The sequence below is a fragment of the Paenibacillus sp. J31R109 genome, assembly GCF_059692055.1.
The window spans coordinates 238735-254041 of record NZ_JCAUAR010000002.1 but is presented as its reverse complement, the minus strand read 5'-3'; the positions used below and the strand labels follow the sequence as shown (position 1 = coordinate 254041).

General features: G+C 45.4%; 15 protein-coding genes. 14 read left to right on the top strand and 1 reads right to left on the bottom strand.

Going from position 1 to position 15307, the window contains the following annotated elements:
* Positions 1-34 precede the first annotated feature (34 nt).
* The 8 genes from AC58QT_RS06810 (at position 35) to AC58QT_RS06775 (ending at position 9562) form a co-directional block, all read left to right on the top strand.
* On the top strand, positions 35-2323 hold the full coding sequence (locus AC58QT_RS06810) for a DEAD/DEAH box helicase (protein ID WP_497408292.1): 2289 nt from the start codon (positions 35-37) through the stop codon (positions 2321-2323).
* Positions 2320-3783, top strand: a complete 1464-nt coding sequence (locus AC58QT_RS06805; RefSeq protein ID WP_497408291.1) for a ribonuclease H-like domain-containing protein — start codon at positions 2320-2322, stop codon at positions 3781-3783. The genes AC58QT_RS06810 and AC58QT_RS06805 overlap by 4 nt, the downstream gene beginning before the upstream one ends.
* A 157-nt stretch (positions 3784-3940) precedes the next feature.
* The gene (locus tag AC58QT_RS06800) at positions 3941-4744 is read left to right on the top strand and encodes an Fpg/Nei family DNA glycosylase (RefSeq protein ID WP_497408290.1); all 804 of its coding nucleotides are present in this window, start codon (positions 3941-3943) and stop codon (positions 4742-4744) included.
* Positions 4745-4760: 16 nt separating this feature from the next.
* The gene (locus AC58QT_RS06795; RefSeq protein WP_497408289.1) at positions 4761-5594 is read left to right on the top strand and encodes a deoxyribonuclease IV; all 834 of its coding nucleotides are present in this window, start codon (positions 4761-4763) and stop codon (positions 5592-5594) included.
* A 4-nt stretch (positions 5595-5598) separates the two neighbouring features.
* Positions 5599-5949 (top strand): cyclic-phosphate processing receiver domain-containing protein, encoded by a 351-nt coding sequence (locus AC58QT_RS06790; RefSeq protein WP_497408288.1) that lies wholly within the window; start codon positions 5599-5601, stop codon positions 5947-5949.
* Positions 5950-5969: 20 nt separating this feature from the next.
* Entirely contained in the window at positions 5970-6743 is a 774-nt protein-coding gene (locus AC58QT_RS06785; protein ID WP_497408287.1) for an ABC transporter ATP-binding protein, read from the top strand.
* A 54-nt stretch (positions 6744-6797) separates the two neighbouring features.
* A complete protein-coding gene (locus tag AC58QT_RS06780; protein WP_497408286.1) occupies positions 6798-7835 on the top strand; it encodes an SAM-dependent methyltransferase in 1038 nt (345 codons plus the stop codon).
* Between the two features lie 92 nt (positions 7836-7927).
* Positions 7928-9562 carry a serine/threonine protein kinase gene (locus AC58QT_RS06775; RefSeq protein WP_497408285.1) on the top strand — a complete coding sequence of 545 codons (1635 nt, stop codon included), beginning with the start codon at positions 7928-7930 and terminating at the stop codon, positions 9560-9562.
* Here AC58QT_RS06775 and AC58QT_RS06770 read toward each other — a convergent pair.
* Positions 9546-10028: a TspO/MBR family protein gene (locus AC58QT_RS06770; RefSeq protein ID WP_497408284.1), complete on the bottom strand. Its 483-nt coding sequence runs from the start codon at positions 10026-10028 to the stop codon at positions 9546-9548. The genes AC58QT_RS06775 and AC58QT_RS06770 overlap by 17 nt on opposite strands.
* 131 nt (positions 10029-10159) lie before the next feature.
* Between AC58QT_RS06770 and AC58QT_RS06765 the strand changes: the two genes are divergently transcribed.
* The 6 genes from AC58QT_RS06765 (at position 10160) to AC58QT_RS06740 (ending at position 15307) form a co-directional block, all read left to right on the top strand.
* The gene (locus AC58QT_RS06765; protein ID WP_310223875.1) at positions 10160-10672 is read left to right on the top strand and encodes an acyl-CoA thioesterase; all 513 of its coding nucleotides are present in this window, start codon (positions 10160-10162) and stop codon (positions 10670-10672) included.
* Positions 10673-10935: 263 nt separating this feature from the next.
* Positions 10936-12075, top strand: coding sequence for a P-loop NTPase family protein (locus AC58QT_RS06760; RefSeq protein ID WP_497408283.1), 1140 nt, complete (start codon positions 10936-10938; stop codon positions 12073-12075).
* The gene (locus tag AC58QT_RS06755) at positions 12056-13318 is read left to right on the top strand and encodes a TadA family conjugal transfer-associated ATPase (RefSeq protein WP_497408282.1); all 1263 of its coding nucleotides are present in this window, start codon (positions 12056-12058) and stop codon (positions 13316-13318) included. The genes AC58QT_RS06760 and AC58QT_RS06755 overlap by 20 nt, the downstream gene beginning before the upstream one ends.
* Complete coding sequence (locus AC58QT_RS06750) at positions 13315-14193, top strand: type II secretion system F family protein (protein WP_497408281.1); 879 nt, start codon at positions 13315-13317, stop codon at positions 14191-14193. The genes AC58QT_RS06755 and AC58QT_RS06750 overlap by 4 nt, the downstream gene beginning before the upstream one ends.
* 7 nt (positions 14194-14200) lie before the next feature.
* Positions 14201-15064 (top strand): type II secretion system F family protein, encoded by an 864-nt coding sequence (locus AC58QT_RS06745; protein ID WP_497408280.1) that lies wholly within the window; start codon positions 14201-14203, stop codon positions 15062-15064.
* A gap of 15 nt (positions 15065-15079) precedes the next feature.
* Positions 15080-15307 (top strand): Flp1 family type IVb pilin, encoded by a 228-nt coding sequence (locus tag AC58QT_RS06740; RefSeq protein WP_497281789.1) that lies wholly within the window; start codon positions 15080-15082, stop codon positions 15305-15307.

Sequence of the window (15307 nt, the reverse complement as noted above, 5' to 3'; positions counted from 1 at the left end):
TGGAAGAAACGAAATGGGTAAGGAGATTCGGTTTATGAATCCTTTCACAGGTAAGGTTTCTTCAATGATAGAGATGATTGCAGGGCTGCGCCAAACGCCCGAAATCATGGCACAAGTGACATATTGGCACACAATACCCCCACGTGATCCGAAGCTGGCTAATTTTCCAGAAGGATTGCATGAGGGTATTTGTTCTGCACTTCAACATAAAAACATTGGGCAATTATATACGCATCAAGCGGAGTCTTTTCGTCAGGTGACTGCGGGGAATCATGTTGTAACGGTTACGCCGACAGCCTCAGGCAAGACGCTTTGTTACAATCTGCCAGTTCTGCAGAAGATTTTGGAGAACGATGCCTCGCGAGCACTGTATTTATTTCCGACGAAAGCATTAGCACAGGATCAAGTTGCTGAACTTCAGGAAATGATTGAATTTATGGACGTTGATATCAAAACGCATACGTATGATGGCGATACGCCGCCGACGGTTCGGCAAGCCATTCGAAATGCCGGGCACATTGTCGTCACGAATCCAGACATGCTGCATTCTGCCATTCTCCCGCATCACACCAAATGGGTGAAGTTATTTGAGAATTTGAATTATATCGTCATCGATGAGGTCCATTCCTATCGGGGTGTTTTTGGGAGTCACGTGGCTAATGTGATCCGCAGGTTGAAACGGATTTGCCGTTTCTACGGGTCGAATCCACAGTTTATTTGTGCATCCGCAACGATTGATAACCCGAAGGAGCATGCGGAGCGACTAATCGGTGAATCCGTTGCGTTGATTGATAATAACGGTGCACCAGCTGGCGAGAAGCACTTTGTTTTTTATAATCCTCCGGTCGTTAATCAACAACTGGGGATTCGTAAAAGCTCCGTCTTGGAGACGCGCAAGCTAGCGGGAACGCTGCTGCGGAGCGGGATACAGACGATTGTTTTTGCGCGAAGCCGCGTGCGCGTAGAGATTTTGCTGACGTATCTACAGGAGCTCGTGAGTCACGAGTTGGGCAGCAAATCGATCCGCGGCTATCGCGGCGGGTATCTCCCGAAGCTGCGCCGGGAGATCGAAAGAGGCTTACGCAGCGGCGAGATACGCGGCGTCGTGAGCACGAACGCATTGGAGCTGGGCATCGACATTGGCCAGCTCCAAGCGTGTGTCCTTAATGGCTATCCAGGCACGATAGCCAGCACTTGGCAGCAGTCCGGGCGTGCCGGACGGCGGCAGGAAACATCGCTGACGATCCTCGTCGCGAGCAGCAACCCCCTGGATCAGTATTTGATCCAGAATCCGCGGTATTTCTTCGAGCGCCCTCCTGAGCAGGCGCGGATTCATCCCGACAACTTGATCATACTTGTGGATCATGTGAAGTGTGCAGCGTATGAGCTGCCTTTTGAAGCGAATGAGAAGTTCGGCGAGGAGTCGCTCACGGATGTGCTTGAATATTTAACCGAGGAACAAGTGCTTCATCATGTCAACGATCGTTGGTACTGGATGGAGCAGTCTTTCCCCGCACATAACATCTCGCTGCGCTCTGCGGCGCAAGAGAATTTCATCATTATCGATATGACGAATGGTCATCGCGTGATTGGGGAATGTGATCGTTTTAGCGCGCCAACGTTGATTCACGAAGAAGCCATTTACATCCATGAGGGTATACAATTCCAAGTGGAAAAGTTGGATTATGAAGAAAAGAAAGCCTTCGTACGACAAGTCAGTGTGGATTACTTCACGGATGCGAGTATGGCGGTTCAATTGAAGGTGCTGCATGTGAATAGAGAAGGACGCGTAGGCGGTCTTCTTCGCCAATTAGGTGAGGTCACGGTGAATGCGCAGCCAACGATTTTTAAGAAAATTCGTTTACGTACGCATGAGAATATCGGCTCGGGGCCGATCCGATTGCCAGAAGAGGAGCTTCATACGAGCTCCTACTGGTTTACTTTTGACGAGGCGATGGCTGCGGGACGATCGGCCAATGACATGCAGCATGCGCTGCTTGGCATTGCCAATGTCCTGTCTCATCTGGCGCCGCTGTATTTGATGTGCGACCCAATGGATATTCGGGTCGTACCGCAAGTGAAGGCGGTGCATAACAAGCTGCCGACCGTGTTTTTCTACGACCGCTATCCGGGCGGCGTAGGCCTTAGTGATCGGCTGTACGAGGTCCACGGACAGCTGATGGATCAGGCGCGCAGCCTGATTCAGGACTGCGGCTGTATCAGCGGCTGCCCAGCCTGTGTCGGGCCGATCGAAGAGGTCGGCCTGCTAGGCAAGAAGCTCGCGCTGGAGCTGCTCGCAGAGCTTGAAGGCGGTGCCCAATGAGCGGGCTCCGCGAAAGGCTCGGCCGGCTGCGGGGACCCGCAGCCGCTGGGGTAACACCGCCGCCCCCGCCGGAGGCAGGGGGCGAGTGGGCGCAGCTCGGCGCCCATATCACGACGAGCCCAGCGGGCTCGTTCATCATGCGGCGCCGTGTGTACGGCGCGGACAGCGCGCACGGCAAATATCGGCTGCGAGAGCTTGCCGATGTTGCGCCTGAGCTGTCCAGCTTTCACGGCGGGGACGCCGTCGTCCGGCTCGAAGAGCTGCTCTTCTTCGATACCGAGACAACCGGACTCGGCGTCGGTGCAGGTAATGTGCCGTTCATGGTCGGCATCGGCTTCTACACGGGTGAGCTGTTCACGGTTGAACAGCTCATGATTCGTAACCCAGCAGAGGAACATGCGATGCTGGTATATTTGAAAGAACTGCTAGAACGATATACGCATATCGTTTCGTATAACGGCCGAACGTTTGATTGGCCGATACTTAAGAATCGGTTTGTTTTGAATCGTCTTAGCCTGGACGATTCAGAGCTCGTACAGCTCGATCTACTATATCCTTCAAGGAGTCTATGGCGGAACACGCTGCCTTCTTGTCGGCTCAGCAAGGTGGAGGAGAGCCGCTTAGGGTTTGAGCGCGTGGATGATGTACCGGGATCAATGGCACCGACGCTATATTTTCAATACTTGGCTGAGAAGGACCCATCCGTACTTGAAGGTGTTTTTATCCATAATGAACATGATATTGTGACATTGGCTGCATTGACGATTCATTTTGGAAAACTACTGAGGCCAGATGCTGGACTTAGTGATTCTGATCTTGATATTGATCTTGATCCTGATCTTGATCCTGATCTTGATCTTGATCTTGATCTTAATCCTGATCTTAATCTTGAACTACTTGGTCTCGAACTAGAAGAGCTTTTCCGCACGGGCCTATGGCTTGAGAAAATGACACGACCTGCCAAAGCGAAGCGTTATTTTGACGAGTTATATGAGAGATTAACGTTAGATGTTGCCACGACACCGCCAATCGAACGCGAAACGGCTTTGCTTCAATTAGCAAGCTATTACAAGAAATGCGGTCAATACGACCGTGCAACGATACTGTGGAAACATGCGATCTTACTTAAGCCTGCGAGCATTTCCTTGCAGTTAGAGCCGTATTTAGAGCTTGCGATGTATTTTGAGCATCGTGAGAAGAATTTGTCTCAAGCCATTTTTTATGCAGAGGAAGCGTGGGCGAGACTTTGGCGAAGACGTGCATTGCACCGTGGTGATCGTAAAATTAATGAGATCGAGGAAGCTTGGGAGAAACGACTTGGCCGTTTGCAAGATAAAATGCGCAAAAATGAGAGGAATTCTCAGTCTCAAGGAGACCCTTCTTCGTTAGACAAAGTGTTGCCAAAAAGAAAGAGAAGAAAAACGATGAAGCCGGCATACGCCAGTGAAGGGTTAATATAATGACCATTTCTCTTTGATATGAACTTTACTATTCTCGAAGGGGTATTACGCTTTCTAATCTCCTTAACTCTTGCGTATATTTTTAGCTCATATGAGGGTGTTTACACGAGCCGCCATTTGGATATACAAGGTATAAAAACGGCAAGGAGTGAGCGTCGTGCCCGAGCTTCCGGAAATGGAGACGTATCGTCAGCAATTGTCGAGATTCATACTAGGTGTATCGATTACGGGAGCCGAAGTAACACGGCCCAAATCATTAAATATAGACCCGGATGAGTTTATCAGAAAGCTTACGGGTAACCGAATTGCACGGATTGAGCGCAGGGCGAAGCATTTGCTTTTTCACCTAGCTGCTGGAGACGTATTAGTGTTGCACCTCATGCTTGGTGGCTGGATTTTTTACGGCACGCAGGAAGAAAAGCCCGACAGAACGGTTCAGGTAGAAATCCACTTCGGTGAGCATCATCTATCTTTTATTGGACTACGATTAGGGTATTTACACTATCATACGTCAACGGAAGTTGATCACATATTACAAAAGCTAGGGCCTGAACCACTTGGATTGGACTTGATTCAATTTCGTCGTGTTTTACGCTCAAAAAAAGGGAATCTAAAAGTGTCCCTAGTAGATCAAAGTTTTTTATCTGGCATTGGGAATTGTTATTCAGATGAAATTTGTTTTGAAGCGAGGATTTTGCCCTTGCGTAAAGTACCTTCGCTCTCCGAGAATGAGCAAATGATGCTCTTTCAAGCGATGCAAGCGTTGCTTCGAGAAGCGATTCAATTCGGCGGCTACATGGAGGAACCATTATTCGTTGGGGATCGGTTGACGGGACAGTACAATCCAAGATGTCGTGTTTACGATCGGGGTAATGAGCCTTGTCCGCGTTGTGGTCATCCCGTGGTTCATACGGAAGTATCGAGTCGGAAATGCTTCTATTGTGCCCATTGCCAAGTGTGAAAGGTAGGATAGAACCATGTATGTTGGTGCACATGTAAGTACCCGAGGCAGTTATCTGAACGCAGCCAAGACAGCTATCTCAATTGGAGCAACTGCTTTTCAATATTTCCCTATGAATCCTCGAAGTCTTGTAACGAAAGCAGTCAACGCCAAAGACACAAGCGCTTGTTCAGTGCTATGCAAAGAGCAGGGCATTGTTTCTATTGGTCATGCGCCTTATGCCTTGAATCCTGCGGTGGATGAACCTGATCGTGAAGTCATGGTTAAGCTATTGAAGAATGGTTTGGACATTGTGAATGCCTGTGGTTCAGTCGGGCTTGTGGTACATTTTGGCAAATATGCAGGAAAAGACCCGTTACAAGGTTACAAAAATATTATACAATGTTTGAATAGCGCTACGGAGGATTACACGGGTGCTTCTTTCATTTTGCTTGAAAATCAAGCAGGAGAAGGGGCTCAGTTAGGTCTGACCATGGAAGAGATGGTACAGGTACGGTTGCTGTGTAATCAACCTGAGAAAATCGGTTTTTGTCTCGATACTTGCCACGCATTTGCTAGTCGTCTATGGCAGGGAACAGATTGGCATGAGCTGGAATTGAAAGGGACAAAGCTAGATTATCTGCCACATGTAAAAGCAGTTCATCTGAACGATTCTGTCTACACGTACGGATCACGTCGTGATCGGCATGCGAATATCGGGGCAGGTCATATCGGATCAGCGGGTTTTCAAACCATGTTAGCTTCCCCCTACTTGCAGGGGATTCCTGTGGTTTTGGAAACATCTAGCGGACCAGATGGCACGCACCGGCAAGAAATTTCGTTCGTAAATTCGTTGCTGGAAAGGAAATGAGAGGATGATTCATGTATACTTAGATGATTCGCGTCCTTGTCCTCAAGGATTTGTTTTAGCCAAAGATGCTGTAGAATGTATCACTTTACTTGAAGAATATGAAGTTGATATTTTATCGCTGGATCATGACTTGGGTTGGATGTCGAAGCAGACAGGCATGGATGTCGTTCATTGGTTGATTCGTGGACGTAAGTTTCCCAAAACGATTTATATTCACACGTCCAGCCATTCCGCATGTACACAGATGTATCAAATGCTATATGCTGCTAAGCCAGAGGACATGGGATTATTTGCGCATCGCATGCCTGATGAAATACTGTTACAAGTTGCTCAAGAAAAACCAAGAAAACCGTAACGTGAAAGGAAACTGAACTTATGATTCATTTATCAGGCATACATTTTATTCGTGGCGAACGCCATATTTTAGATGATGTGAATGTACATATCGAATCCGGTGAACACTGGGTATTGCTGGGCCGTAATGGTTCAGGTAAAACAACGCTGCTAGAGATGATGAATGGCTATGAATTTCCAACGAGAGGCACAGTTGATGTACTTGGCAATCGCTATGGTCAATGTGACGTTCGTGAAGTACGTAAGAAAATCGGCTACATTTCCCAATCGTTATTTGAAAAATTGAACCTAAATGACTTAGTCATCGAGATTGTAGCGACGGGTGAATATGCATACCTCCGCTTTTATCAAGAGATTCCACAGGACGTGAAAGATCGCGCATTAGCAATGCTAGAACGTGTGAGACTTCCACATCTCGCTGGCCAACCGCTGGGCACGCTCTCGCAAGGTGAACGGAAAAAGGTCATGCTGGCCAGATCCTTGATGATGAAGCCAGATATTCTTATTATGGACGAGCCAGCTGCTGGATTGGATCTGTTCGAGAGAGAGCTCCTTTTAGCTGACGTGAACGATTTAAGTAAACAAGACATTACGGTTGTTTATGTGACACATCACATTGAGGAGATCGTTCCTTTATTTACGCATGTCGCCATTATCGAACAAGGTAAATTGATTGCTGCTGGGCGCAAAGAAGATGTATTAACACCAGAGAACATACGTCAAGCGTTCGCCATCGATATTTCATTGGAATGGTACCAAGATCGTCCGTGGATTAAAGTCATTGGTGGTAAATAAGCAAAGCAGATAAGTAACGAAAGCAAGAACGTAAATTACATTAAGGATGCGGCTATGACACAATTAACGACCTATATAGGTACTTCGAATCATGGATTTGCGCAATATGCACAAGACGAAATCCGCAAGTTGTTTCCAATGACCAAATTTACTTTGTTGATACCAACAGAGGTATTTTATTTCCAAGTTCCTGATGATGCCAATCAAGTGATTTCGGCTCTACAAGAGCAAGAACCTATTTTCCTACGACATGTGCAGCCTGTTCATCAAGAATGGGAGCTATCCCGAACGGATGCGGATATTGCCCATGTAAAAGCTTGGATTCGCGAAGCCTATGCTTCAGGACTTTTTGTTTTCGGTGAGAAAATAGCTACGCAAATTCGCAAAGAAGAGCGGGCCGATGTGCCGTATGCTCCTTTTGCTATTAAAGCTGCGATCGATGAAATTCTTACCGCGGAGTGTGGAACTGACCCCGTAGTTCGCTATGCGGATCATATTATTTCGGTTTATATCAGCGCGAAGAAGCTATTCATTGGTATTTCCAAACCGGAAGAAAACTTGTCGGACTGGTCAGGTGGCGCAATTCGCTTCATAAAGGAAGAGGATCAGATTTCACGGGCAAAGTTTAAGCTTTTGGAAGCAGAACAGCGGTTTGGTATTGATTTTAGCGTTGCACGCAAAGCGATTGATATTGGAGCTGCACCTGGTGGATGGACGTCATTGCTGTTAGAACGTGGCTTGAAAGTTACAGCTATCGATCCAGCAGCCATGAATCCTAGACTTCTCGGTAACCCACTGTTGACGTTCTTAAAGAAAAATGCCGGAGATGTGAAGCTTCGCGAAAATGAGTTTGATTTACTTGTGTGTGACATGAGTTGGGACCCGCGGCAAATGGGACGTCTCGTGGCGGATCTGCTTTTCTCTTTACAAAGTGGAGGTACTGCGATCATTACAGTGAAACTCATGCACAAAAAACCGTTCCAAACCGTGCGTGATATCTTACGTATTTTTGAGGACTCCTTATTCCTCTTAAAAGCGAAGCAGTTATTTCATAATCGGGAAGAACTGACTCTTTATTTGCAAAAGATATAAAATTTGGGAAATGTGCTGGATTTTCTAACCACCCTCCCTTATAATCAAGTGCATTATGGCTTGTTTATAAGAGGGGGTTTTTAGTTATCGAGATGCACACACCGCAGTGGCAGGGCACGCTGATCGGAGGAAGATACCGACTTATCTCTATGCTTGGACAAGGGGGTATGAGTCAAGTGTATCTTGCCGAGGATGAGAAGCTAAGAGGAAAGCGCTGGGCTGTAAAGGAAATCTTGTTTTCAGATACAGATACGAACATATTTTTGGAAGAAGCAGAAATGCTCGCCAAACTTGGACATGCGCAGCTGCCTCAATTAGTGGACTATTTTATCACAGATGAGAACAAAGGGTATCTTGTGATGGATTACATCGAGGGTCCCACGTTACAAGATTTATTCGAACAGCATCATCGTGGCATGCCAACCATACAAATTATTCAAATTGCTTTTCAACTCATTGATATTTTCCACTATTTGCACACCTTTCAGCCACGACCGATTATTTACCGCGATCTCAAACCTTCCAATGTGATGCTCAATGAACATAACCAAGTGCGATTAATTGATTTCGGCGTAGCCAGGCAATTCATGCAAGGACAAGCATCGGATACCATGCAAATGGGAACTATTGGATTCGCAGCTCCTGAACAGTATTTAGGTCTACAAACCGATGCACGTAGCGATCTATACACGCTGGGATCCTTACTCTTTTACTTATTATCTGGCGGCCACTACGCGTATCTCACTCCTAAGCCTTTGGCACAGCTGAAATCAGGGATTCCTGAAGATTTACTCACAACTGTTCATCTACTTCTGCAAGATCAGCCCCAGAATCGCTGCCAAACGGCGATGGAAGTGAGGCTTAGACTTCGTTCTATGTACCCCGACGAGCCTTCTAGCGATACAAAACAAAAGCACACGGCCCCAATAAAAGTTACAGACCAATTAATCGTCGTAGGCGGACTCTTTGCAGGTATTGGTGCAACATTTACTGCAGTCACGATAGCAAGGATCTTGCATGCGCTGCAAATTCCCAACGCGTTAGTCGAACAACCCACGATTGATCCTGATTTATACATGCTGCTCTACGGTGATCGGCACGCCCCTGATACGTATAAATTCCCTTCACAGCTCCTACAAGACCCAACACTTATGCATACTTCTACGGTTTGGACAAATGGTTTTACCACATGGGTACCCACAGACCCTGATGCCATGACAGCCAATTGGCAATCGACAGATTCATTTAAGTTGCTGCACATGATCAAAAAGCCGATCGTCCTATGGGACGTATCGACTCAGTGGGAGCACCCTGCTGTTAAGGAGCTTTGCAATTGTGCGGATTCGATTATTGTCATGATAGATGCTTCGCCGGGCAAATGTACACGACCAAGCTCACGTAAGTATATCACTCTTTTTGAATCGTATCAGAAGCGTGGTATACCTGTGCATTATATCGCTAGAGGACATATTCCTACGCAATTCCGAAAAGAATGGGAAGGTTCTTTACCAGCGGTTCCGTTGTGTACAATGCCAGAAATTCCTAGAGACGATGTGTTGAACGCGATTTGGAAAGGGGAGTGCGTCCAGGATTCACCTGCTTATTTACCTGCTTTTTCCGAAGCGCTGGGGCCATTTCTACGTGAAATGCTCCCCAAAGTAAGTCTAAAATCGTTGGAGCGACCCCGAAGGAAATCTTTATTTTCTAAATTTAATAAGCAAGGTTAGGTTTTTTATTCAGTTGATAAATTGTCCAGGCCAGTAGGGTAGCGAAGCATGACCACAATAAATAGGGAACTAATAACCAAGCTGCCAGTTTGGAATATGGAATAGTTGCATAAATTAACATAAACGTTGTGATTGTGACTAACACTGTGTCCAGAAAAGCTAAACGTACATTTTTTAATTTGAATTCGAAAAAGGTAAAAGCTTGATTAGCTACATAATTGATAAGCAATATCAACACATAACTAGTGGAAGCCTGCTGAAACCCGTCTGTTGAGATGTAGACGATGGCAACTGAGGCTGAGATGAGTGCGTAAATAACGGCCCAAACGATTCCAAACAACTTGGCTGGGGGGTTCCAACTTGGTTTTTTCAGCGTAGCGTAGTAAGCGAGATCTGTGGGGAAAAGTACGCCTGAAATCGAGAAAAGAGCATAAGTAATCAAGAAAACGATGATAAACGTGAACACATGGAAGCACCTCCTGTGAATTGTATAGCTTGTTTTAATATATTCCACAATAAGGATTAGTTATAACCAAATCCAACCAAAAGTGTGGTATGATGAGTCATATTTTGTAGAGGAAATGAGGGGGAACAGTCATGGAACAGAGATATTCGAGAGAATCCAGATGTTTCAAAACATCGCGCATTTTTCCGACAGACGTGAACAATCACAATACGCTATTTGGTGGTAAGCTGATGTCCTACATTGATGACATTGCTTCCATTGCTGCACATAAACATTGTCGCAGATCAGTCGTTACAGCATCAACGGATTCAGTTGACTTTTTATACCCAATTCATACGTCAGATTCAGTCTGTTTAGAGTCATTCGTAACTTGGACAGGCAAAAGCTCCATGGAAGTTTTCGTAAAGGTCGTAACTGAAGATTTAAAATCTGGTGCGAGAAAAATAGCTGCAACTTCCTTTTTGACTTTTGTAGCCTTAGATGAGAATAAGGTGCCTGTGGAGGTACCCGATGTCATTCCAGAGACAGAAGAGGAAAAAAAGCTGCATGAATCCGCACCTCATCGTGCGGAGATGAGAAGGATTCGCCGCGTGGAAAGTAAAAAGTTGGCGAGCTTTTTCACAATGAAGTATCCCTGGGAATAAAGGGATTGATTTATTAGGGGAATGTGGTACAATTTGGGTAATTGAATATCGGACAAGCGGAAGCACCGCTGATGATGGAGTTATTCTCTCTCATCGGCGCGTGCTTTTTTGTTGTTCCGAAATGGGAAGGAGGACGTTAATGAAAGCCGAAACGACCACACGTGTGGCTATTGTACTTGCCATTATGAGTTGTGTTCTCATTGGAAGTGGTGTGTACGCCAAGCTTTCGGGATAATTTCATATAGGAAAAAGGAGATGCTTAAGTGAACAAACTGCAACTATACGTCTTAGATGACGACACGTCTTATGCGGAACGATTAGCCTTATTTATTCGATCTACGGATGCTGCTACGCAGCTGCAAGTAAAACTTTTTACACATCCAGATGTGTTGCTGCAAGAGCTGCATAAGCCCAATCTCACTGGTGTCTTGCTTCTCTCAGAAACCTATTATCCGTTATTGCAACATCATCGAACGCCTTTATACAAGATGTTTTTAAGCGCGAATATCATGAATTCAAATGGAGCAGAGAAAGTGCTTCCGTTCTTATTTCGATTTCAACCTCTGTATCAACTCATATCGCGTATTCAAGCCTTATATGCGGAGGGCATTCAGGTAGATCATCGTCATTCACCTGGTGTAAACAGGACACGTGTAATTTCACTCTACAGCAGCAGCGGGTATTCCGGGAAATCGGTTACGGCCGTCCATGTGGCTAAGCAATTGGCATTTCGCGGGGAACGTGTTTTCTATTTGAGCTTGGAGACGATAAGTGCTGCTTCACGATGGTTACAGGGTGAAACCGCAGGATTATCGCAACTGCTGTATTATTTGAAGAGCTCACCAGAGCAATTCGGTTCCAAACTAGCTTTACTGAAATCACATGATGCAAAGCTGCGCTTTGATTATTTGATACCGAAAGAACAAATAAGGGAAATGCACGAAATGAGTGGGGATATTGTTCGTCAACTCATCACGTCCATTGTCGAGCTATCGGTGTATGATACGCTCATCATTGATCTGGAATCATCCGTACATCCTCGTATTGTGACAAGTTTGGAGATGAGTGACGAAATTATTTGGCTAGTCAGGGATGATTGTAACGATGCTTTCAAAACAGAGTCGTTATATACACAAATGAGTCATTTCCAGCACATTCATTTTGTTATGGCGTGTTACAGGGGCAGTCAAACCAATTCCTACGATTTTCTTGGAAAAGAAATGAGTTACAGACTTCCTTATATTCCGGAGTGGAAGGTAATCAATCGTCCAGAACAAATCTGGCATTCTGAGCTTTTTTCAGAGCAAGTATATGGGATGCTGGCGAATGTTCTGCAAAGGAAACTTTCAACACCGAATCTGATAGAAGGGGCTGGTTCCTTCGTTGAATCAACAGCTGTTTAATGAGTTAAAGCGGGAGATAAAAGAAAACCTCGATCTATCTAATGAAGTCAGCGATGCGCAATTACAGGGTCACATTGAAGAGTCTATCATTCGTATTGCGACTGGGCAAGGATGGACTTCGAGTGAAATTCAGACAGGCGTCAAGCGTATATTTGACAGCTTTCGTGGACTCGACATCCTCCAGCCACTGTTAGATGATCCAACTGTGACAGAGATTATGGTCAATGGTCACACCTGCATTTTCTTTGAACGAATGGGTACCGTGGAACGTTATCCTCTTGAATTGGAAAGTGAGGAGAAACTGGAAGATCTAATCCAGATGATTGTTTCAAAAGTGAATCGAATCGTAAATCAATCTACCCCGATCGTAGACGCTCGTCTAAAAGACGGTTCACGGGTCAATATCGTACTTCCTCCAGCTTCACTCAGTGGTCCCACCTTAACGATTCGCAAGTTTCCAGCGAAACCAATGGACATGTCAGATTTGATTCGGATGGGAAGTATCTCAGAGGAAGCGGCAGACCTGCTGCGGATTATGGTTGAAGCGGGTTTTAATCTATTTGTTGGCGGGGGGACGGGGTCAGGCAAAACAACGTTTCTCAATGCGTTGAGTGCTTGGATTCCCGAGCATGAACGGGTAATAACGATCGAAGATTCAGCAGAGCTTCAGATCCAATCTGTGCCTAATCTCGTTCGACTTGAAACTAGGAATGCCAATACGGAAGGGAAAGGAGCGATCACTATGAGAGAGCTGATCCGTTCTTCGCTGCGAATGCGTCCCAATCGGATCATCGTCGGGGAGGTGCGGGGGGCAGAAGCTTTAGATATGCTGGCAGCTATGAATACGGGGCATGATGGTTCACTTAGTACCGGTCACGCAAATACCTCCTTGGATATGCTAAGCAGGCTGGAAACGATGGTCTTGAGTGCAGCTCCACTGCCTATCGAAGTCATAAGGAAACAAATTGCCTCCGCATTAGATGTTGTAATCCATATTGCAAGAATGCGTGATCGATCACGTAAAGTCACGGAAATTCATCAAGTCATTGGAGTTATGGATGGCGAAGTGAAGCTTCAGCCTCTCTTTTTATTCGAAGAGAACGGAGAGACGCCAGAAGGCAAAATCATGGGCTCATTGCGTTATACAGGGCAAGCACTTTTCAATTTGGATAAAATCACAATGGCTGGCAAGACGCTGCCGGATTGGTTTATTCCAACCGTTAATTCGTGTGAAGCATCATGATGGTGTGGTTATTGCTTCTTATTATAGGTGGTGGCAGTTGGCTGCTTTTGTTATATATGGAACGCCGGAAAACTATGCGAACTACTCAACCCATTGAACCATCCCCCATTCACAGATCATCTGCACTAGTTCCCTTCATTGATTACAACCACTATGACTTAACGTCCAAAGAGAAAGCCTATGCTATTCTTTTGCTTGCGGTACCTGCTTTCGTAATTGGATATATTTTCTACCAAAATGTCATGTTATCCCTCGCCTTTTCAGCAACTGGTTTCTTATTTCCAAAGATTCGTCGACAACAGTTGATTCACAAACGCAAACATATGCTGTATGTACAATTTAAGCAAGCGCTCAGTTGTCTTTCCTCTTCGATGACAGTGGGGAAGTCGATTGAGACTGCGTTTCGAGAGGCTTGGGAAGATCTCAAACTTTTGTATCCCGATCCTGCTTGTCTGATTGTTATTGAGTTCGGCATGATCTGCCGTAAAGTTGATAATGGCGAGCCCATCGAGTCTGCTTTAAAGCATTTTGCTGATCGCAGCCATTTGGAGGACGTTCAGAGCTTTACAGATGTATTTCTAACATGTAAACGAGCAGGTGGGAATCTGGTAGAAGTCATGAAGCGAACAGCCACAGTGATTACTGAAAAATTAGAAATTACACAAGAAATTTCCGTGATGATTGCGCAAAAACGTTTTGAATCTAGAGTGCTTGTTATTGCTCCCATTGCAATTGTTGCTGTATTGGCCTTTTCTTCGCCAGATTACATGGAACCGCTCTATAAAGGGAGCGGAATTCTCATCATGACAGTGTGCTTGTTGCTACTTGGAGCCTGTTATGCCCTTACTCAAAAAATTATGGATATCAAGGTGTAGCATGTGGATGTGGATCCTAGGAATCATTCAAATTGTCATGGGTATGACCTTATATATGCTCGGTCGGCGGAAATATGGTGCACAACTTCATTCCCATGCTTATCCATTCCGACTGAAGTTGTTTCTCCCTTTTAGCTACTATTTGATTGATAAATTTCAATTGTTGGAGAAAATGCCTGAGTTCACTTCGAAAATCCATCATAAATGTATGACCTTATACGGGAGAAGCTTGTCGTCACAAGGCAGTAAATGGTTCTTGGCGGAGCTCATTTCAGCAGGGAGCTTGTGTTTATGTATGGTTACCTTTCTCGCCATTCTTGCAGGTGAAGATAGCTCATTATTCGTTTGTGGTGTAATTGCTGCTTGTGTGACACCGATGCTGATGGTCCGTGATTTGGATACGAAAATACGAAAAAAACAGCAGCAAATGATACTAGCGCTGCCTGAGTTTCTGAGCACGATTGTCCTCTTGGTCAATGCTGGTGAAACGGTGAATCGTGCGTGGATACGTTGCGTGCAGGCGAAACCTCATTTAGCTGATTCACCGCTTTTCAAAGAGCTGCTTGTCGCCGTACATGAGCTTGAAATGAACATCTCTTTCACCAAAGTGTTAGAGGATTTCAGTAAGCGATGTGCCTTACATGAAGTCTCTTTATTCACATCAACGCTTGGGCTGAATTATAAAAGGGGAGGAAATGACTTCGCTGTCGCCCTGCAATCGCTGTCTCTCGAGCTGTGGCAGCGGAGGAAAATGGTATCTCGAACCTTAGGCGAGGAAGCATCTTCCAAGATGGTATTTCCAATGGTACTTATTTTTGTGGTGGTTATGGTGATCGTCGCTGCACCTGCGCTACTAATGATGAAACAATAAAGGAGAAATGTGGATATGAAGACTGTAATTGAATGCTTCAAGCGAGTATGGAAAGAAGAAGATGGTCTAGGTACATTGGAGATTCTATTGATTGTTGCTGTGCTTGTCGCGATTGCCATTATTTTCAGAAAATGGATCGTCTCGTGGTTTCAAAAGCTGATTGGTGATGCAAACACAGACCTCAAGGATAATAGCGTGGTTGCACCGTGTGCGCCTAGCCCAACAACAAGCTGTGCGCCATAA